This window comes from Streptomyces sp. R33 (genome assembly GCF_041200175.1).
Classification (GTDB): domain Bacteria; phylum Actinomycetota; class Actinomycetes; order Streptomycetales; family Streptomycetaceae; genus Streptomyces; species Streptomyces katrae_B.
Genome location: NZ_CP165727.1, coordinates 4,956,212 through 4,975,959, shown reverse-complemented (window position 1 = coordinate 4,975,959; position 19,748 = coordinate 4,956,212). Strand labels below are relative to the sequence as shown.

16 protein-coding genes and 1 pseudogene are annotated in these 19,748 nt (G+C 72.6%); 9 read left to right on the top strand and 8 right to left on the bottom strand.

The window, feature by feature from the left end; all coding sequences use genetic code 11:
- The first annotated feature begins 105 nt into the window (after positions 1–105).
- Both AB5J51_RS22860 and AB5J51_RS22855 read left to right on the top strand, forming a co-directional pair.
- Entirely contained in the window at positions 106–1,671 is a 1,566-nt protein-coding gene (locus AB5J51_RS22860; RefSeq protein WP_369778521.1) for a class I adenylate-forming enzyme family protein, read from the top strand.
- Positions 1,672–1,849: 178 nt separating this feature from the next.
- Entirely contained in the window at positions 1,850–3,121 is a 1,272-nt protein-coding gene (locus AB5J51_RS22855) for an acyltransferase (protein WP_136227452.1), read from the top strand.
- Positions 3,122–3,162: 41 nt separating this feature from the next.
- Here AB5J51_RS22855 and AB5J51_RS22850 read toward each other — a convergent pair whose 3' ends face one another.
- Entirely contained in the window at positions 3,163–3,681 is a 519-nt protein-coding gene (locus tag AB5J51_RS22850) for an EF-hand domain-containing protein (RefSeq protein ID WP_136227453.1), read from the bottom strand.
- Between the two features lie 302 nt (positions 3,682–3,983).
- Here AB5J51_RS22850 and AB5J51_RS22845 point away from each other — a divergent pair, with 302 nt between their 5' ends.
- Positions 3,984–4,562, top strand: coding sequence for a sigma-70 family RNA polymerase sigma factor (locus AB5J51_RS22845; protein WP_053786492.1), 579 nt, complete (start codon positions 3,984–3,986; stop codon positions 4,560–4,562).
- Positions 4,559–5,814, top strand: a pseudogene (locus AB5J51_RS22840) (zf-HC2 domain-containing protein). The gene AB5J51_RS22845 and the pseudogene AB5J51_RS22840 overlap by 4 nt, the downstream one beginning before the upstream one ends.
- 66 nt (positions 5,815–5,880) lie before the next feature.
- Here AB5J51_RS22840 and purU read toward each other — a convergent pair.
- Together purU and AB5J51_RS22830 are read right to left on the bottom strand one after the other, a co-directional pair.
- Positions 5,881–6,756, bottom strand: coding sequence for a formyltetrahydrofolate deformylase (purU, locus tag AB5J51_RS22835; RefSeq protein ID WP_030298580.1), 876 nt, complete (start codon positions 6,754–6,756; stop codon positions 5,881–5,883).
- 14 nt (positions 6,757–6,770) lie between these two features.
- Complete coding sequence (locus AB5J51_RS22830; RefSeq protein WP_053786494.1) at positions 6,771–7,217, bottom strand: hypothetical protein; 447 nt, start codon at positions 7,215–7,217, stop codon at positions 6,771–6,773.
- A 196-nt stretch (positions 7,218–7,413) separates the two neighbouring features.
- Between AB5J51_RS22830 and AB5J51_RS22825 the strand changes: the two genes are divergently transcribed.
- Positions 7,414–8,688 carry an ABC transporter substrate-binding protein gene (locus AB5J51_RS22825; protein ID WP_369778520.1) on the top strand — a complete coding sequence of 425 codons (1,275 nt, stop codon included), beginning with the start codon at positions 7,414–7,416 and terminating at the stop codon, positions 8,686–8,688.
- 30 nt (positions 8,689–8,718) lie between these two features.
- Here AB5J51_RS22825 and AB5J51_RS22820 read toward each other — a convergent pair whose 3' ends face one another.
- Positions 8,719–10,188 carry a hypothetical protein gene (locus AB5J51_RS22820; RefSeq protein ID WP_369778519.1) on the bottom strand — a complete coding sequence of 490 codons (1,470 nt, stop codon included), beginning with the start codon at positions 10,186–10,188 and terminating at the stop codon, positions 8,719–8,721.
- A 105-nt stretch (positions 10,189–10,293) separates the two neighbouring features.
- A complete protein-coding gene (locus AB5J51_RS22815; protein ID WP_053786496.1) occupies positions 10,294–11,673 on the bottom strand; it encodes a hypothetical protein in 1,380 nt (459 codons plus the stop codon).
- Between the two features lie 220 nt (positions 11,674–11,893).
- On the opposite strand from AB5J51_RS22815, the gene AB5J51_RS22810 reads away from it, so the two are divergent.
- From AB5J51_RS22810 to AB5J51_RS22800, 3 genes are all read left to right on the top strand, one after another.
- Entirely contained in the window at positions 11,894–12,574 is a 681-nt protein-coding gene (locus AB5J51_RS22810; RefSeq protein ID WP_053786571.1) for a bifunctional DNA primase/polymerase, read from the top strand.
- Positions 12,575–12,744: 170 nt separating this feature from the next.
- Entirely contained in the window at positions 12,745–13,587 is an 843-nt protein-coding gene (locus tag AB5J51_RS22805; RefSeq protein WP_053786497.1) for an ABC transporter ATP-binding protein, read from the top strand.
- The gene (locus AB5J51_RS22800) at positions 13,584–15,242 is read left to right on the top strand and encodes a transporter (RefSeq protein ID WP_369778518.1); all 1,659 of its coding nucleotides are present in this window, start codon (positions 13,584–13,586) and stop codon (positions 15,240–15,242) included. The genes AB5J51_RS22805 and AB5J51_RS22800 overlap by 4 nt, the downstream gene beginning before the upstream one ends.
- 68 nt (positions 15,243–15,310) lie before the next feature.
- Here the strand turns inward: AB5J51_RS22800 and AB5J51_RS22795 are convergent, their stop codons facing one another.
- Together AB5J51_RS22795 and AB5J51_RS22790 are read right to left on the bottom strand one after the other, a co-directional pair.
- Positions 15,311–16,180: an alpha/beta fold hydrolase gene (locus AB5J51_RS22795; RefSeq protein ID WP_053786499.1), complete on the bottom strand. Its 870-nt coding sequence runs from the start codon at positions 16,178–16,180 to the stop codon at positions 15,311–15,313.
- A 304-nt stretch (positions 16,181–16,484) separates the two neighbouring features.
- On the bottom strand, positions 16,485–17,177 hold the full coding sequence (locus tag AB5J51_RS22790; RefSeq protein ID WP_030156851.1) for a metal-dependent transcriptional regulator: 693 nt from the start codon (positions 17,175–17,177) through the stop codon (positions 16,485–16,487).
- Between the two features lie 190 nt (positions 17,178–17,367).
- Between AB5J51_RS22790 and AB5J51_RS22785 the strand changes: the two genes are divergently transcribed.
- On the top strand, positions 17,368–18,123 hold the full coding sequence (locus tag AB5J51_RS22785) for an SIS domain-containing protein (RefSeq protein WP_053786500.1): 756 nt from the start codon (positions 17,368–17,370) through the stop codon (positions 18,121–18,123).
- 13 nt (positions 18,124–18,136) lie between these two features.
- On the opposite strand, the gene AB5J51_RS22780 is transcribed toward AB5J51_RS22785, so the two are convergent.
- Positions 18,137–19,483 carry a PAS domain-containing protein gene (locus AB5J51_RS22780; protein ID WP_369778517.1) on the bottom strand — a complete coding sequence of 449 codons (1,347 nt, stop codon included), beginning with the start codon at positions 19,481–19,483 and terminating at the stop codon, positions 18,137–18,139.
- Between the last annotated feature and the right edge of the window lie 265 nt (positions 19,484–19,748).

Here is a 19,748-nt window from a genome sequence, read left to right as displayed (position 1 = left end):
TGGTTCGTCAGAAACAAGCTAGCTCCGCCACCCCTGGACCGACAAGCGGCCGAGCCCTACGCTCTCCGCGTGATCTGACGAACCGTCAGCGAAGGGGAGGCTGCGATGCCGGACAGCAGGGACACGCAGGACACCGCGATACGGCTCGGCCAGTCCCCCACCCTCTGGGAGCTGGTCCTCCGGCGGGCCGAGCTGAGCCCCGGCGCCACCGTGCTGATCGAGGCGGCCGAGGACCCCGCCGACGACCGGACGCTCACCTTCGCCGAGCTCCGCGACCGCGCCGAGCAGGTCGCGGCGGGCCTGTACGGGAAGGGCGTACGGCCGGGCACGGTCGTCGCCTGGCAGCTGCCCACCCGGATCGAGACGGTCCTGCTCTCCCTCGCCCTCGCCCGGATCGGCGCCGTCCAGACCCCGGTGATCCCCTTCTACCGGGACCGCGAGGTGGGCTTCGCGCTGCGCGAGTCCAAGGCCGAGTTCTTCGCCGTCCCGGGCGTCTGGCGGGGCTTCGACCACACGGCGATGGCCGAGCGGCTCGGCGCGCGCGGCGTCTTCGAGGCGTACGAGGGTCTGCCCACGGGCGATCCGGCCGTCCTCCCCCCGCCGCCCGGCAACGGGACGGACGTCCGGTGGATCTACTGGACCTCTGGCACCACCTCGGACCCCAAGGGCGTCCTGCACACCGACCGCTCACTCATCGCGGGCGGCTCCTGCCTGGCCCACGCCCTGCACCTGAGCCCGGCCGACGTCGGCTCGATGGCCTTCCCCTTCGCGCACATCGCGGGCCCCGACTACACGGTGATGCTGCTGCTGTACGGCTTCCCCGCCGTCCTCTTCGAAAAGTTCGCGATGCCGGACGCGCTGGCCGGCTACCGGCGCCACGGGGTCACGGTGGCCGGCGGTTCCACAGCCTTCTACTCGATGTTCCTCACGGAGCAACGCAAGGACCCGGGGTCGAAACTCATCCCCACCCTGCGCCTGCTCGCGGGCGGCGGCGCCCCGAAGCCGCCGGAGATCTACCACGCGGTCGTCCGCGAACTGGGCTGCCAGCTGACCCACGGCTACGGCATGACCGAGGTCCCGATGATCACCATGGGCGCCCCCGACGACACCCCGGAGCACCTCGCCACCACGGAGGGCCGCCCCCCGGCCGGCATGTCGATCCGCATCACGACGCCGGACGGCGCGCCCCTGCCCCCGGACACCGACGGCGAGGTCCGGCTGCGCGGCGAGGCGGTCTGCCAGGGCTACCTCAACCGGGACACCCCGGCGGACGCCTTCGACGCCGACGGCTACCTGATCACCGGCGACCTCGGCCACCTGACGCGGGACGGCTACCTCGTCCTCACCGGGCGCAGCAAGGACGTGATCATCCGCAAGGGCGAGAACATCTCGGCGAAGGAGATCGAGGACCTCCTGCACCTGCTCCCGGGCGTCGGCGACGTGGCCGTGATCGGCCTCCCGGACCCGGAACGCGGCGAACGCGTCTGCGCGGTGGTGGAACAGCCGGCGGGCGCGGCCCCCCTGACCCTGCCGCAACTGACGGCCCACCTGCGCGCCCAGGGCCTGTCCCCCCACAAACTCCCCGAACAACTGGAGCTGGTCGAGGCCCTCCCCCGCAACGACGCCCTCCGCAAGGTCCTGAAGTACAAGCTCCGCGAACGCTTCGCCTAGGCTCCGCGAACCCTTCGCCTAGGGCTGCGTGCCGCCACTGCCGTCCGGCGCCCGCCCGGCAGTGGCGGATATCTCAATCCGGAAGGCCCACCGGCGCGCACACGGGCCGCGTGTCACAATTATTTGTCCTTTTCACACAAGCAGAGCGCCCCTCCGGGTCCCGTTCGCGAGAGGCGTCATGCGAGTCCGCGATACCCCCCTGAGCCGTGTCCGGTGGTCTCACGGCACCGTCGCCGAACTGTTCTCCGGACGGGACAACAGCCTGGGGTTGCTGCGGCTGCTCCTCGCGTCCGCCGTCGTCGTCTCCCACGCGCGCATCCTCGGATTCGGGTCCCGCGAGTTCGGCTACAGCTTCGCCTCCGGACAGACCGACCTGGGCAAGATGTCCGTCTTCGGCTTCTTCATCCTGTCCGGCATCCTCGTCACCCGAAGCGGCAACCGGCTCCCCGTGGGGCGCTTCCTGTGGCACCGGGCGCTGCGACTGCTGCCGGGCCTGTGGGTGTGCCTGCTGGTGACGGCCTTCGCCGTGGCGCCGTTCCTGTACTGGCGCCAGCACGGCGGCCTGACGGGCTTCTGGAACCAGGGCGAGAGCCCGTTCGACTACGTCCGGGCCAACTTCGCCATCCGGGTGCACCAATGGGGCATCTCGGGCGTACTGGACGGCGCCATGCACAAGGGGCTGACCCACAACCGCAGCTTCGACGGTGCGCTGTGGTCTCTGGAGTACGAGGTCCTCTGCTACCTCGGCGTCGCCCTGCTCGTCCTCGCCGGGGCACGGGCGGGAGGAGTGGTCCGCGCACGGCGCGCCATCCTCGCCGGGGCGGCAGTCCTGGGCTGGTTCGTCCTGAGCGAGGCCCTCGCGGACCCCCTGACCAACGCGACGGAGATTCCGATGCGCGACGGGATGCCCGCCGTGCCGATCGTCGGCGGCTTCGTCGTCAACTGGGTCTTCTACCTCGGCTTCGCCTTCGTCCTCGGGGCGCTCATCGAGGTGTACAAGGAGCGGATCCCGGTCAGCGACCCGCTGGGCGTGCTCGCCGGCCTGACCCTGCTCGCCACCCTGCACTACGGCTGGTTCTACGTCGTCGGAGTTCCGGCTTTCGCCTATCTGCTGCTGTGGCTCGCGATCCGGCTGCCCAAGCCGTTCCGGCGGGTGGGCAGCAAGCACGACTACTCGTACGGGATCTACATCTACGGCTTCGTCGTGGAGCAGGCGGTGGCCGCGCTCGGCGGTGCCCGCTGGGGCTTCGGCGTCTACCTCGCGCTGGCCGCGGGCGGCACGCTGATCGCGGCGGTGCTCTCCTGGCACCTGGTCGAGCGCCCGGCCATGCGACTGAAGGACCTCGGCCGTGCCCGCCCGGCCGCGCCGGGGCATGCGGACGGAGCCATGGGCTCCCCGGCCCCGGCCGTGGACCAGGACCTGGCCCGCGCGGGCACGGCGGCCCAGTAGCGCGCGGCCCCGTACCGCCGGGGCCGCCGCCACGGATCCGGCTACGCGTCCGGAGCTTCCACGCCGCAGTAGCCTGCGAAGGCCGACAGGATGTCCTCCTCCGCGATGCGGCCGTCGCCGTCGCCGTCCAGGGCCGTGGCCACCTGGCCGGCCAGTTCGGCCGGAGTGCCCAGGGCGCGCAGGACGCGGACCGCCGCCGCCGGGGTCGGGCCGCGGCCGTCCTCGTCCGCCACCGCGATCACCGCGTGCAGGAACGGCCGCGCGATCTCCGCGAACCGCTGCGGGTTGTCCCGCAGCCGCTTCGCGGCCCCGGTGATGAACTCCTCGCGGGTCACGCGCTGGTCCCCATCGACGTCCGCGATCCCGGCCATCCCCTGCCAGAAGGCCTCCGCACCTGCAAAGACGGCCTGGCCCTTGTCCGACCGCGCGGTCGTGCCGAATTCGGCCAGCACCGCCTTCGCGGCCGCGCTGAAGTCCTCCCGGTCGATATATCCGTTCCCGTCCTGGTCGAAGGTGGCGAATCGGGCGGCGATCTTGCGCTCGTATTCTGCGCTGTCCATATTCGGCGTTCCGCCTTCACATGTGCGGTGGGGTGCAGTTCAAGACAAGCCAGGAGCGTAAGGCCTATGTGGCCTGCCCGTTAAGCGAAGTCGTCAAGGAGGTGGCCGCATCGAACCCGCGCACGGGAAGCGCGGTGGGGCGCGTACACCTGTGCCCATGTGCCGTGGCCCGCCCCACCCTTCACACCCCGCGACCCGCCTATCACGCAGGGCACACTTCAAGGGTCCGGTTCCCCCAAAACGGGCGCGAAGCCGCCTGTGGCCATTACATTCGATGCGTCGACACACGGCTGGGGGCAGTTATGCCGAAGGACGTACCACCGCGCTGGGACCGCCGCATGCAGCAGCGCCTCGCCCGCGGCGAGGCCGCCGCGCTCGGAGAGCTGTACGACCGCTTCGCCTCGCTCGTGCACAGCCTGGCGCACCGGGTCCTCGGCGACGAGAAGGCCGCGGACCGGATCACCCGCGAAGTGTTCGGCTACATCTGGGAGAACCCGGACGCGTACGACCCCAAGCAGGGCTCCATGCGGTCCTGGGTCGCCCGGATCACCCAGGGCCAGGCCGTGGCCCGGCTGCGGCAGGCCGAACTGGGCCGCGGCTCGCGCGAGGAGCTCGAGCAGAAGGTGCGCAGCGCCAGCGCCGCCGCCCGCGCGGACTACATCGTCACGTCCATGCCCGCGCCACTGCGGGCCGCGCTGGAACTCGCGTACTTCAAGCGCCGCGATTACCGGCAGGCCGCCGCCGACCTGCAGATCAGCGAGGACGAGGCCCGCCGACGGCTGCGCCTCGGGCTGCAGTTGCTGTCGACCGCCAACGCCCTCCCGCAGGAGGACGCCGCACCGCCCGGATACGGCCCGCCCGGATATGGAACGCCCCGATGAACGGCCCCGCCGACCCGCCCGCCGACGAATACGAGGAACAGCGCCCCGCCGGTCCGCCGCGCATACCGGGTCCGCGCGGGGCCGCCGACGACCTCGACCCGCGGCACGCACCGGAGCCGCTGCCCCAGCCGCAGCCGGCGGCTGCGCCGCAGCCGCCGCGGTCGCACGCCGTTCTGAAGTCCCTGCTCGGCGCGTGGGCGCTCGCGGCGTGCTCCGCCGAGGAGACCCAGGCGGTGGAGGACCACCTCACCGAGTGCGCGCCCTGCGCGGAGGAGGCGCTGCGACTGCGTGACGCGGTGGGCCTGCTGCACCCGGAGGAGAGCCTCGACCTCAAGCCGCTGCTGCGCTCACGCGTCCTGGAGGACTGCCTCGGCAAGCGGCCGGCCCGGATCCCGGTCCCGGCGTGGGCGAGCCCGTACGACACGGAGACGGCCCGGCTCGACGCGCTGCTGCGGGACTTCGGCGACTCGGAGTGGCAGACCCCGGTACGGCTGAAGTGGTTCGAGGAGGAGCGGCGCCAGTACCGCCGGCGACGGTGGCCGGGGTGATCGGGCACCTGCTCACGGTGGACGGGATGGTCGCGACGGCGCTGGGCCTGGACGATCCGCTGGGCCCGGAGGCACCGTCGGACGCGACGGGCCGTACGGAGCACTACTGGGCCTCCGCCGTGCAGCCCCTCACCCGGCAGATCCGCGAGCCGTGGCGGGAGCAGGGGCACACGCTGGTGCGGACGGTGTCGTTCGCGGGGCGGGGCGTGGGGCAGCTGTCGGTGGACTACGGGGCCTTCGCGCTGCCGCTCGGGGACGCGTTCCTGGAGCGGGCCTTCGAGTGCTGGGTGCATGCGTGGGACATCGCGGAGGCGGTGGACTACCCGTACGACCCTCCGTCGGGGCCGCACCTGAACCGGATGATCGACCTGGCGGCCCGGCTGCTGCCGAGCGCGCTGGCCCACCGGCGCCGGGCGGGGCTGGCAGCCCCGGCCCGCGGCCTGGTCGCCGCGGGCGCACCGGGGCGGACGCTGCACCTGGAGATCGAGGGCGCGGGCGGCGGCAGCTGGGACATCGCGCTGGACTCCCCGGCGGCGAAGCCGTCGCCGGAGCACACGGTGGCGCGGATCGCACTGGACGGCGCCGAGTTCTGCCAGCTGGCCGCGGGCCACATCTCCCCGGAGGAGGCCGCGGTGGGCCAACACGGCGACCGCGAAGCCATCCGCGACGTCCTCTTCGCGGCGGCGTCCCTGAGCCGCCTCTAGACCCCGGCGATCCGGCCCCGCCGGCGTTCGAGGCGCGGGCGGGGCCGGCTCCGGCTCCGGCTCCGGCTACGCGAAGACGACCGTGCGGGTGCCGTTCAGGAGTACGCGGTGTTCGCTGTGCCACTTCACGGCCCGCGCCAGCGCCTGGCATTCGACGTCGCGCCCGATCGCCACCAGCTGGTCCGGCGTCACCTCGTGGCCCACCCGCTCGACCTCCTGCTCGATGATCGGGCCCTCGTCCAGGTCGGCCGTCACGTAGTGCGCGGTGGCACCGATCAGCTTCACACCGCGCGCATGCGCCTGGTGGTACGGCTTCGCGCCCTTGAAGCTCGGCAGGAACGAGTGGTGGATGTTGATGATCCGCCCGCTCAGCTCCTTGCACAGGGTGTCCGACAGCACCTGCATGTACCGCGCCAGCACCACGAGCTCCACGTTCTCGGCCCGCACCAGCTCCAGCAGCTGCGCCTCCGCGGCCGCCTTCGTGTCCTTCGTCACCGGGATGTGGTGGAAGGGGACGTCGTACGAGCGGACCAGCTCGGCGAAGTCGGTGTGGTTGGAGACCACCGCCGCGATCTCGACCGGCAGCGCGCCGATGCTCGTACGGAACAGCAGGTCGTTCAGGCAGTGCCCGAACTTCGACACCATCAGCACGATCCGCATGCGGTCGTCGGAGCGGTGGAGCTCCCAGTCCATCCGGAACGAGTCCCCGATGGCGGCGAAGCTGGCCCGCAGCTTGTCCAGCGTCACCGGAGCGTCGGCCGAGAAGTGGACCCGCATGAAGAAGAGGCCGGTGTCGTGGTCGCCGAACTGACGGCTGTCCTCGATGTTGCACCCGGTCATGAACAGGTAACTGGACACGGCGTGCACGATGCCCTGCTTGTCCGGGCAGGACAGGGTCAGTACGTACTGCTGGGGGGCCTGGGGCTGCGGGTCGTCGCTCATGACCCCACAGCCTTTCACACCGCGCGGGTCACGATCCTCAGCAGTTCCAGCGACTGCGGTGCGGCGTCCGGTTCGTCCCCGTCCGCGGTCGCGAGCCGTACGTGCGCCTCGCGCGCGGCGCGTACCGCCTCGGGCCAGGCGTGGTGCTCGAGGTAGGCGGAGACGGGGGCGTCGGGCCCGACCTGGTGCAGGATCCGCAGCACCCGCAGCACCGCGAGGTCCACGAGCGCGGCCTCCTGGGAGTCGCGGAAGATCGTGCCGACGTACTTCTCGGCGGACCAGCTGTCGAGCCAGGTGTCCTCGACGAGCCGGTACACGGCGTCGGTGACGTCCCCGTACCCCTCGACACCGGCGAGCCAGGTCTCCTCGTGGAAGACCGGGTCGGAGAGCATGTGAAGCGCCGAGCGCACGTTGCTGCGCCAGCGCCACCACGGCATGTCGTTCAAGGGCATGCCGCCCATGGTGGAGGAGCGGCCGCCGCGGCGGGAAGAGTTCTTCGAACCTTGGGCGAATGTCACGCTTTCGATCGTACGTTCACGGCCGGCACGATCTTGAAGCGCCTGTGTGCAACCGCTCCCCTGCAATTCACCTTCGCGTCACTCCTTGTTGTGTCCATCTCATTTTCCAGTTACCCGTGGGGCGGAAGGGTGCATGGACATGACCGATTGGCGACGCACGGCATCCTTCTCCCGCACCCTTCTGGCAACGGCGATGGGCACGTGTCTCGCCGCCGGTTGCGGGATGCTCCCCGGAGGCCCGGGGGGCTCCGGGGACACCATCACGGTCATGACCTTCGCGCCGCAGGGCACGAAGGCGACCAACATGCCCGGAATGCCCGGCATGGCCAAGGCCTATGAGGCCTGGGTCAACTCCAAGGGCGGCATCAACGGCCACAAACTGCGCGTACTGACCTGCAACGAGAAGAACACCGCGAACGGCGCCGCCGACTGCGCCCGCAAGGCCATCAGCGAGAAGGCCGTCGCGGTCGTCGGCTCGTACAGCCAGCACGGGCGCGCCTTCATGGCCCCGCTGGAGGCCGAGGGCATCCCCTTCATCGGCGGGTACGGGGTCTCCTCCGAGGAGTTCCAGAGCCCCTTCTCCTACCCCGTCAACGGCGGCCAGCCCGTGCTCCTCGCCGGCGCCGGGCACCAGCTGGGACGGGCCTGCAGCCAGGTCGCCGTCGTCCGCCCGGACACCCTCGCGGGCGACTCCATGCCGCTCCTGCTCAACGCCGGGCTCAAGGCGAACAAAATGCCCGACGCCAACGACATCCGGGCCGCCGAGGACTCCGCGGACTACACGCCGCAGGCCCGCGAAGCGCTCGCCGACTCCTCCGGCGGCAAGGACAAGGGCTGCGTCACGGCCGTCCTCGGCGAGCGCACGGAGACGTTCTTCGACGCCTTCCGCCGCGTCGACGACAAGCACAAGAACCCGCAGATCTCCTCGGTGCTGGGCAGTGTCAGCCAGGCCGTGGTCGACCGCACCGGCGGCAAGGAGAGCCCCTTCGAGGGCGCGTACCTCACCAGCTGGTACCCGGTGTCGACCGATCCGCTGTGGGAGCAGATGCGGAACGTGATCTCCGAGCACGCGTTCGGCAACGACGCCGTGGACGCGGACGACAGCGGGACGCAGACCACCTGGATCGCCTACACCGTGCTCAACGAGACCATGAAGCGGTTCAAGTCCGGCGAGGACCTCACCGCGCGCAAGGTGGCACGCGCGCTGAACCAGTCGGAGCCGGTGAAGACCGGCGGGCTGACCCCGGACCTGAGCTGGCGCTACAAGGACATGCGCGCCGTCGCCGGCTTCCCGCGCATGGTGAACGGGCGGGTCAACTTCCAGGTCGTCCAGGCGGGCCGGCTCGTCGCCCAGCAGGGCGAGCAGTCGATGGACATGACCCAGACCCTGGAGCAGGCGCCCCGCGCGGCGTAGGCGCTCGCCCGGCTCCTCCCGGGCCACCGTCTAGAGCTGGGACTTGTCCCGCTTGGTGAGGCCGTACTTGGCCGCGATCGTGTTCCACAGGGTCGCGGCCGACTCCTTCGCCTTCGTCGCCTCGCCGCTCGCCTTGTCGCCGTCGGAGCTGTTGTCGGTGTTCTTGGCCTTCCCGTCCTTGCAGCCCTTCTTGTCGCCGGCGGCGTCGTCCGCCCAGGCCGCGTAGCTCTTGTCGGCGGCCGCGGAGGACTGCCAGGCCTTGGTGAGCGAGGCGGCCAGCCTCGTGTTGTCGGGGAGCTGGTCCAGCTTCAGGTCCTGGAGACGGGTGACGAGCTCCTCGCGCTGGCGGGCGGCGTCGCGCAGGTCGGTCGCCGCCTGGCCGAGGTTGCGGCAGCCCTTGATGTCGTCGACGGACCGGATGACGGCGGCGCGGCTGTCGTTGCTGTCCGCGAGGAGCTTGTCCAGCTGGACGGCCTGCGCCCGGGCCGGGTCCACGGGCGCCTCGCCGGCGGACGCGGCCGAGCTTCCGGCGCTCGGGGTCGCGGCTGCCGCAGCGGGGTCGTTGTTCTGCGCCTTGCCGTCGCTGAGCAGCGCGCCGACGCCGAGCCCGACGACGGCCAGGCCGATGACGACGGCGGCGATCACGCCGGCCGGCACCCGTCGGGGCGCCTCCGGCGGGGGCGGGGGCGGCGCGTACTGCGGGTGCTGCTGGAACTGCTGGGGCTGGGCCTGCGCCTGGGGCGGTACGGGCCGCTGCCCGCGCGGCGGATAGCCCCGCGGCGGCGGCTGACGCAGCACCGGCTCCTGTACGGGCGGCAGGTGCTGGGTGTGCCCGGCGTCGGCGCCGTCCCCGCGGAACAGCGCGTCGAACCCGTCGGTGACGGGCGGGATGTACTGGGTCGCGGCCTCGCCGTGCGCCGGCCCGGCCGGAACCGGCGGGATGTACTGCGTCGCCGCCTCACCGTGCGCGGAGGCGGACGGGACCGGCGGGATGTACTGCGTGGCGCCTTCGTCGGGCGCCGGCCCGGCCGGAACCGGCGGGATGTACTGGGTGGCCCCTTCGTCGGGCACGGGCCCGGCCGGAACCGGCGGGATGTACTGGGTGGCCCCTTCGTCGGGCACGGCCCCGGCCGGAACCGGCGGGATGTACTGGGTGGCCCCTTCGTCGGGCACGGCCCCGGCCGGAACCGGCGGGATGTACTGGGTGACCGCCTCGGGCAGCGGCGGGTAGCCGTACCCGTGCGGCTCCCCGGGACCCTCGTAACCGGGCCCCACCACATGCCCGGGCGCCGGCTGCCCCGGCTGCGGCGGGCCCGCCGGAGGCTGCTCCGCCGCCGGGGGGTAGCCGTACGCCGGCCCGCCCGGCTGGTGCGCCGGCGGGTAGCCGTACGCGGGCTGCCCCGGGCCCTGCGGCTGCTGCGGGTACGCCGGGTCGGGACCCCACGGCGCACCGGCCTGCGGGGCCGCCTGTTGGCCGCCGCTCTGTCCGCTCTCCGTCACCGGGACTCCTTCGCCGACTACGCCGGTATTCCGAATCGTCGGCTCACGCTACCCGGTCACCCCCCGCCCACGGCAGGCCCACCCGCCCCGCCGCCGCCGGGCCGGCTACGCCACCACCTCCAGGCGGGCCGTGAACTCGCGGGCCGCCGGCTCGTCGCGGTACGGGGCGAGGCGGGTGCGGAAGTCGTCCAGATACTCCGCGCCCCGGTTCGAGCGGATCCCCGACAGCAGGTCCGCCGCCTTCGCGGCGGTCTGGCAGGCCTGCTCCACCTCACGCTGCTGCACCTGCGCCGACGCCAGCAGCAGCAGCCCGATCGCCCGGCGCCGCGCCTTGCCCGCCGGAAGGCCCCGCAGCGCGTCCTCCGCCTGCCTGGCCGCCGCGTCCGCCTGGCCCAGGTCCCGGTGGCAGTGCGCCAGCTCGTCCGCGAGGTACGCCGCGTCGAAGTGCCGGATCCAGACCGGGTCGTCGCCCGACTCCGGCTCCGCCCGCTCCAGCGCCGTCACGGCCCGCGAGGACAGCACCGCCGTCGCCCGGGTGTCGCCCAGCAGCGCGTGCCCGCGCGCCTCGGCGGCGTAGAACATCGCCTCCACCCGCGGCGTGACCTGCCCGCGGGTCCCCTCCTGAGCGGCCCGCGCGAGCTGCGCGATCTCCCGCGGATTGCCCAGTTCCGCCGCGAGGTGGCTCATGGACGCCGCGAGCACGTAGCCCCCGTACGCCCGGTCCCCGGCCGCCTGCGCCAGCCGCAGCGCCTGGATGTAGTAGCGCTGCGCCAGGCCCGGCTGCCCGGTGTCCACCGCCATGTAGCCGGCCAGCTCCGTCAGCCGGGCCACGGCCGCGAACAGCGCCCGCCCGACCGGCTCCCGGTACGAGCCGCCGATCAGCCCGGAGACCACGGAGTTGAGGTAGTGCACGACGACGGGCCGGACATGGCCGCTGCCGAAGCGGTGGTCGAGGTCCTTGAGGGCCTCGGTGGTCGCCCGTACGGCCTCCACGTCCGGCATCCCGACGCGCGAGCCGCCGCTGCGCGCGACCTGCGCGTCGGCGCCGGTGATCAGCCAGTCGCGGCTCGGCTCGACGAGCGCCGAGGCGGCCACGCTCGACCCGGACAGGAAGTCGCGGCGGCCGACGTCGCTCCGCCACAGCTCGCTGACCTGCTCGATGGCGCCGATGACGGTCGGGGAGAACTGAAGGCCGATGCCGGAGGCGAGGTTCTTGCCGTTGGCCATGCCGATCTCGTCGATGGTGACGGTCCGGCCGAGTTTGCGCCCCAGCGCCTCGGCGATGATGCCCGGCGCCCGGCCGCGCGGCTGCTGGCCGCGCAGCCACCGGGCCACGGAGGTCTTGTCGTAGCGGAGATCGAGGCCGTGTTCGGCCCCGCACATGTTGACGCGCCGGGCGAGCCCGGCGTTCGAGCACCCGGCTTCCTGGATGAGCGCCTGTAGCCGTTCATTCGGCTGGCGCGCGACGAGAGGCCTGGCTGCCATGAAAACCCCCAGTAGCCGCGGGTGATCGTTGGAATGATCACTTCCCGCCTGAGTTGCGGAGAATCATCCGCTCTGCGTCGTGTCGCTACCCAACTCCGGCGCCCCGACCTCCTACGCGCCCCCAATCGTGCTCCAGTGCGCCCCGTATGCAGGATCGATGCACCGCCCACCGGCCGGTTTACGCCCGTAACCCCGGGTGACCCCGGGAGTTGTGATGGGCGTGGAAGAGACCATCGCAGTCACGGAGACCGCACCCATCCCCAAGCAGCGCGGCGAGCAGCTGCTGGACCATGCCGTGCGGTACGCGGAAGAACGGCACTGGGACGTCTTCGCCGGCACCTGGCTGGAGTCCGCGGACGGGCGGGAGCTCTGCTCCTGCGGGGCGCAGGACTGCCCGGCGCCGGGCGCGCACGCCACGGTGAAGGACTGGGCGGCGCTGGCCACGGGCAGCGCGGTCCAGGTGCGGCGGATCTGGGCGAAGCGCCCCGAGGCCTCGATCCTGCTGCCGACGGGCCGGACGTTCGACGCGCTGGACGTGCCGGACTCCGCCGGGTTCCTGGCGCTGGCGCGCCTCGAGCGGATGGAGCGCACCCTGGGGCCGGTCGCCCTCACGCCCGACCACCGGATGCTGTTCTTCGTGCTGCCGGGCGCCGGGGCGAAGGTGCCGGACCTCGTGCGCAAGCTCGGCTGGTCGGCGGCCTCGATCGACCTCGTCGCGCGGGGCGAGGGCGAGTACGTGGCCGCCCCGCCCACCCGCTTCGGCGGCCGGGGCTCGGTCCAGTGGGCGCGCCGGCCGACCCCGGCGAACCGCTGGCTGCCGGACACGGAGGAGCTGATCGCCGCGCTGGCGTACGCCTGCGGTCGCGAGGCCGCGGCGGACCGGGACCGCCGCAGCTCCTGACCTGCGCCCCGGAGGATCTCCGGAGATCCGCGGAGATCCTCGGAAGACCGCAGGTCAGGACAGGGACATTCCTGTACGGAAACTCATGACATAAGTAACTGCCCCGCCTCACCCCGCCCTCCTATCGTGAAGAACGCAGGACCACGGGGAACACAGCGAGAGGCAGGCGCATGCCGGACCAGGCAGATGCGACGGGTGGGACGTACGGACCGGACGGCGCGCGAACCGCGCCGTCCGCCGGACGGGCGGCGGTACGGGTAGAGGGCCTGTGGAAGCGCTTCGGCGAACAGGTCGCGGTCGCGGGGATCGACCTCGAGCTGCCCGCGGGGCAGTTCATCGGCCTGGTCGGGCCGAACGGCGCGGGCAAGACGACGACGCTGTCGATGGTGACCGGGCTGCTGCGCCCCGACATGGGGCGGGTCTTCGTCGCCGGGCACGACGTGTGGAGCGACCCGGTCGAGGTGAAGTCGCGGATCGGCGTGCTGCCGGAGGGGCTGCGGCTGTTCGAGCGGCTCTCGGGGCGCGAACTGCTCGGCTACATGGGCCGGCTGCGCGGACTGCCGGGCGAGGAGACCGACAAGCGGGCCACGCAGCTGCTGGACGTCCTGGACCTCGCGGGCTCGCAGCACAAGCTGGTCGTGGACTACTCGACGGGCATGCGGAAGAAGATCGGCCTGGCGGCCGCCCTGCTGCACAACCCCGAAGTGCTGTTCCTGGACGAGCCGTTCGAGGGCGTCGACCCGGTGTCGGCGCAGACCATCCGCGGGGTGCTGGAACGGTACACCTCGTCCGGCGCCACGGTCGTCTTCTCCTCCCACGTCATGGAGCTGGTCGAGTCGCTGTGCGACTGGGTCGCCGTCATGGCCGCCGGCCGGATCCGCGCCGCGGGCCCGCTGGCAGACGTACGGGGTGACGCGCCCTCGCTGCAGGCCGCGTTCCTGGAGCTGGTCGGCGCGGGCGCCCGCGACGCGGGCGACTCGCTGGACTGGCTCGGCGGGCAGGCGGCCCGATGAGCGCCGCATCCGCCTCCGCTCCGGCCACCGCCACGGCCACGGCACCGGCCGTGGCCGGCGCGGTCGACCTGACCTCCGTCTTCGTCCGCCTGAAGCTGTCGCTGATCCGCAACGGGCTCAAGGGCTCGTCGAAGCGCAAGGCCGCCTACTTCGGCTCGCTGGCGCTCGCGCTGGTCGTGGCCTGCTTCGCGATGCTCGGCCTGGCCGTGCTGCACGGGAACGCGCACGCGGGCACGGTCGTCGTCCTGCTCGCCGCGATCCTGGCGCTGGGCTGGACGTTCATGCCGCTGTTCTTCCCCAGCGGGGACGAGACGCTCGACCCGAGCCGGCTGGTCATGCTGCCGCTGCGGCCGCGACCGCTCGTACGGGCCCTGCTGGCCTCCTCACTGGTCGGCATCGGCCCGCTGTTCACGGTCTGCCTGGCGGTGGGCTCGGTGGTGGCCGTCGCGCGGGGCGCGGCGGGCATCGTGGCCGCCGTACCGGCCGTACCGCTGCTGGTGCTGGGCTGCGTCACGCTGGCCCGCGCGGTGGCCACGGCCAACGTCCGGCTGCTGACCAGCCGCAAGGGACGTGACCTCGCGCTGCTCAGCGGGCTGCTGATCGCGGTGGGCGCGCAGCTGGCCAACTTCGGGAGCCAGCGCCTGTTCCAGTCGGGCGGCCTGGCCCAGCTGGAACCGGTCGAGGCCGTGGTGCGGTGGCTGCCGCCCGCGACGGCCGTCGGCATGGTGGACTCCGCGAGCAAGGGCTCGTACGGCGTGGCGGCGGGCCAGCTGGCCGTGACCGTCCTGGCGCTGGTGCTGCTCCTGCGGTTCTGGGAGCGGAGCCTGACGACGCTGATGGTCACCCCGGACGGATCGACGATCGCGGCCTCGCAGCCGTCGGCGAAGCGGGATTCCGCGGACGGCGCCGGGGTCTGGTCGTTCCTGCCGGGCGGGCGGACGGGCGCGGTCATGCAGCGCACGCTGCGGTACGTGGTCCGTGACCCGAAGACGAAGTCGGCGTGGGTGACGGCGCTGGCGATCGGCCTGATCATCCCGGTCTTCAACGCCCTTCAGGGAACGGGCTCGGTGTACCTGGCCTGCTTCGGCGCGGGCATGCTCGGCGTCCAGATGTACAACCAGTTCGGGCAGGACACCGGGGCGTTCTGGATGGTCGCGCAGACCATTGCGACCCCGCGGGATGCGTTCGCGGAGCTGCGGGCCCGCGCGTACGCCCTGGCCCTGGTCACCGTCCCCTACACGGTCGTGGTCACGGCCGTCACGGCGGCGCTGGTCCACAACTGGGGCGGTTTCCCGGCGGCGCTCGGGGTGGGGCTGGCCCTGCTGGGCTCGATGCTGTGCACGGGGGCGCTGGCCTCGGCCCACTTCCCGTACTCGATCCCGACGGACGGCGCCTTCAAGAACGTCGCCCCGGGGCAGGGCGGGCTCGCCTGGGCGGGCATCTTCGGCGGCATGCTCGCATCCGCGGTGATCTGCTCGCCGGTGATCGTCCTGGCGGTCTACCTCAGCGTGGCGGACCACCCGTCGCTCACCTGGATCCTGCTGCCGCTGGGGGCGGCCTGGGGCACGCTCGCCACGTGGGCTGGCCTGCGCCTGGCGGCGCCGACGGTGGCCCGGAAGCTGCCGGAGATCCTGCTGGCGGTCAGCAAGGGCTGAGCCGCCGCCGGAACGGAACCGCCGCCCCGCCCGCTGACAGCCTGCTGATACGCCTCACCTCGGCGCCGTCAGGGCGCGGCGGCCCTGACCTGGTCCAGGAAGGGTTCCAGGGCGGCGCGCCAGGCCGCCGGCTGGTCGTAGTGGAGGTAGTGGCCCGCGTCGGGGATCTCGGCGTACTGGCCGGCGGGCAGGACGCGGACCATCTCCTGGGCCTCCGCGCGGCCGAGTTCACCGTCCAGGCCCCGGACGACGAGGGTCGGGCAGCGGACCTGGGCCAGTTCCTCCCAGTGCGCGTCATGGACCCAGGTCTCGCGGGCCCTGAGCATCTGGCGGCGGGAGAACAGGGGGCGCCAGCCGTCCTGCGCCTGGTGCATCACCTCGGCGAAGAAGGCGCCGCGGCCGGGGTCGGGGCGTTCCACCCGGGGGTCGTCCTCGCCGAACCAGCGGCGGGCGGCGTCCTGGGTGGGGAAGGGGAGGGGCCAGCGGTGGAACCATTCCTCCCATTCCTGCTGGGAGGCCTCGCCGAGGGCGGAGGCGCGCATGTCGCAGATGACCAGGGCCTCGACCAGGTCGGGGCGGCGGGCGGCCAGCTGCCAGCCGGTGAGGGCGCCCATGGAGTGGCCGATCAGGGTCACGGGGCCGAGGCCGAGCTGCTCGACGACGGCCTCGGCGTCGGCCACGAAGGCCTCGCGTGTGTACGGGCCGGCGGAGGGGCGGTCGCTCTGGCCGTGGCCGCGCTGGTCGAGGGCCACGACACGGCGGCTCTCGGCGAGCCAGCGGGCGGTGCCCGCCCAGTGGAAGGCGCGGCCCATCAGGCCGTGGAGTAACAGCACCCTGGGCACGTCGGGGTCCGGGGGCGCAGTGGCGGCGGATTCCCGGAACTCCCAGGCGGCCAGGCGCACACCGTCGGCTCCTGTCACATCGATGCGCTGTACCACGGCAGATGCACCCCCTTCGCTCGCGGCCAGACTATCGAACCCGTATTCGAAAACGGGGTTCTCGGCTCCAACACCGCTCTTTTGAGTGACCTTGCTCAAGGATTGGCCGCCACTGCCGATGGAGATCCTTTCAACAGGGAGGCGGGCCGCTCGGGGAAGACGGTCCGAAGGGGATGACCTTGAGAGCTCGGGGCTCCAGGTCAACAAAGGGGAGGACCGGTCCCGGCGCCGCAAGGCGCCGGGACCGCCCACTTCCACCCCCTCGAACGTCGCGTGCGTACGGTCAGTGGCCGGCGGCCACCGGTCAGCGCTTGGCGACGAACACGTGCGAGGCGATCTCCGCGTCCAGCTCTGCGGCCTCGCCGCCGCTGCCGACCAGCACACCGCCCGGCGACTCGGTCACGCTGACCACCGAGCCGGGCTGCACACCCGCCCGCCGCAGCGTGTACATCAGCTGGGCGTCCGTCTGGATCGGCTCCCCGATCCGGCGCACGACCACCGTCTTGCCGTCCGCACCCGGGTCCAGCTCCGACAGGCTGACCATGCCGTCCTCCAGGAACGGGTCCGCCTCGGCCTTCTCGCCCAGCTCCTCCAGCCCCGGAATCGGGTTCCCGTACGGCGATTCCGTCGGGTGGCGCAGCAGCTCCAGCACCCGCCGCTCCACCGCTTCGCTCATCACGTGCTCCCAGCGGCAGGCCTCGGCGTGCACCTGCTCCCACTCCAGGCCGATGACGTCGACGAGCAGGCATTCCGCTAGCCGGTGCTTGCGCATCACGCGCGTCGCGAGGCGCCGGCCCTCCTCCGTCAGCTCCAGGTGACGGTCGCTCGCCACGGCCACCAGGCCGTCCCGCTCCATGCGCGCCACCGTCTGGCTCACCGTCGGGCCGCTCTGGTCGAGCCGCTCGGCGATACGGGCGCGCATGGGGACCACGCCTTCCTCTTCCAGCTCGAGGATGGTGCGGAGATACATCTCCGTGGTATCGATCAGTCCGGACATTCGTGCCCCTCGGATATCGTGCGCTGGCCCTGTCCCCAATTCTGACGCATCGCGCGGACAACCGTCCCGTGCCTGACGTCAAGCCCCGCCCGGGACATCCGTTGACGTTCGTATTGACACGCCCTTGGTCCAGACCGCACGGTGAGCGGCGGACACGGACGAACCCCACCTCTGGAAGGGCCATCGGCGTATGAGCGAGAGCAAGCTGGCCGGTCAGTTCCTCGACGCCGCGATCGGGCTCCTGCAGCGCGTGCGCGACGAGGAGGCCGCGCACATCGCCGAGGCCGGCGCCGCCGTCGCCGACGCCGTCGCCGCCGGGAACCGGCTCTTCGCCTTCGGCGCGGGCCACTCCTCGCTCCCCGCCCAGGACGTGGTCTACCGGGCCGGCGGACTCGCCCTGATGAACTTCCTCGCCGTCCCCGGCACCGTCGGCATCGACGTCATGCCGGCCACCCTCGGCAGCGCCCTGGAGCGGGTCGACGGCCTCGCCGGGGCCGTCCTCGACAGCAGCCCGGCCGCCCGGGGTGACGTCCTCGTGATCATCTCCCTCTCCGGGCGCAACGCCCTGCCCGTCGAGATGGCCATGAACGCCCGCGCCATCGGCCTGAAGGTCATCGGCGTGACCTCCGTGGCGTACGCGACGGAGACCAGGTCGCGGCACGTCTCGGGCACCTTCCTCAAGGACCACTGCGACATCGTCCTCGACAGCAAGATCGCGGTCGGCGACGCCGAACTGAGCCTCGACGGCATCGACGCGCCCTTCGCGCCCGCCTCCACCGTCGTGACCAGCGCGATCATGCAGGCCGTGATGGCGGCGGCCGCCGGCGAGCTCGCCGCCCGCGGCATGGAGCCCCCGCTGCTGCGCTCGGGCAACGTCGACGGCGGCCACGAATGGAACGGCCGCGTCCTGCAGGAGTACGGCGACAGGATCTTCTTCCGCCACTGAGCGACGACACCCCCTAGGAACGCGGTAATCCGTCGCCGGGGGTGCGCGGCCGGGCGGCCAGGTCGAGATCGGCCGCGACCCGGGCCGCCACCTCCTCCGCGTACGCCGCGTCCGCCTGCTCGAAGGCGGCCCGCGAAGCGCCCCGTACGAACGTCAGCGCGCCCAGGGTCCGCCCGCGGCTGCGCAGCACCGTGCACAGCACGTGCGCCGCGTCCTGCGGCCACTGCCGTTCCCGCGCCCAGCCCGCGGCCGCCTCCCCGCGCGGGGCACTCGTACGCACCGAGCCGATCCGGTCCAGCGCCTGCAGCGCCGGATGCCCCGGCTCGTACCGGGCCTGGCTCGCCCCCGCCGCCGGCCCCGCCCCGGGCAGCATCGGCGGCGAGGCCGCCACCCGTACGAGGCGCTGGCGGTCCGGGGCGGCCGACTGCTCCAGTACGTCGAGCAGCGCGTGCTCCGCGAAGCCGGCCAGGGCGAAGTCCAGCCGTACGGCGGCCGCCTCGGCCGGGTCCTCGCACTCGGCGGCCGCCCGGCCCGAGCGGTGCAGCTGGCCGGCGCGGAACCGCAGCTGCGCCGTGTCCAGCGCCGTCTGCCGGGCCTCGGTGATGTCCTGGAACAGCCAGCCGACCCCGAGTGGCACCGGCTCCTCCGCGAGCGGCGACCCCAGCCGCAGGAACCCGGACCGCCAGCACCGCCGCCGCACCCCCTCCGGCGTACGCACGGACACCCACAGCTCCACGGGCGCCGGCGGCGACCCGTCGGCGAGCACGTGCTGCAGCGCCCCCTCCAGCTCCTCGACGCCCTGGACCAGCAGCTCCCCCAGCGGCCGGCCGAGCAGCGCGGTGCGCCCCGATCCGAAGGCGCGGGCGGCGTGCGCGTTGACCACGGCGGGCCGCAGATCCACATCGACGAGGACGACACCCCACGAGGCGTCGTCCATCAGCGCCTCGCTGAGCGCGATGGACCGCTCCAGGTCGATCTGCGCGTGCACCTCGCTGAAGGCGCAGTACACCCCGGCGGGCTTCCCGTCCGCCCCGGGCACCCCGGCGGACTGGGTCCGCACGAGCACCCGCCCGCCCTCCTTGGTCAGCAGAGCGAACTCGTGCACCTGGCGCCCGGGCACGTCCTGCGCGGCCATGAGCCGCTCCTCGACGTCCTGCGCGTCGGCGGCCCGCACGGCCCACCCGGCGAACCCCTTGCGCCCGACCGCCTCGGCGGCGGTCCAGCCGAGGATCCGCTCGGCCTCCCGGTTCCAGTGCGTGATCACGCCGTCGGAGTCGAACGCGCACAGGGCCGCGTCCATCCCGTCCAGCAGCGCTGCGAGCAGATCGTCGGTGGTCTCACTCCGTCCGGAAGCACTCACCTGGCACCCCCTGCAGGTGTTCGCGTGTGCGGCACGTCAGATCATTCAACTGGAACGTGACGCAGCCCACACCGCATTCCCTGAATCGCCCCGAAATAAATCACTTGAGGACCTCGGGAAGCGGTTCTAGGCTCGGCCGTACACGAGAAGGGAGGTGGTTCCCGAAATGTACGGAAACCGGACGCGTGAGGTGGCTGCGGGCTAAGGGCCCGTCGTCGCACGCACCCAGTGCGGTGCCCGGCGGGTACGCCAGGCGCCAATCCCA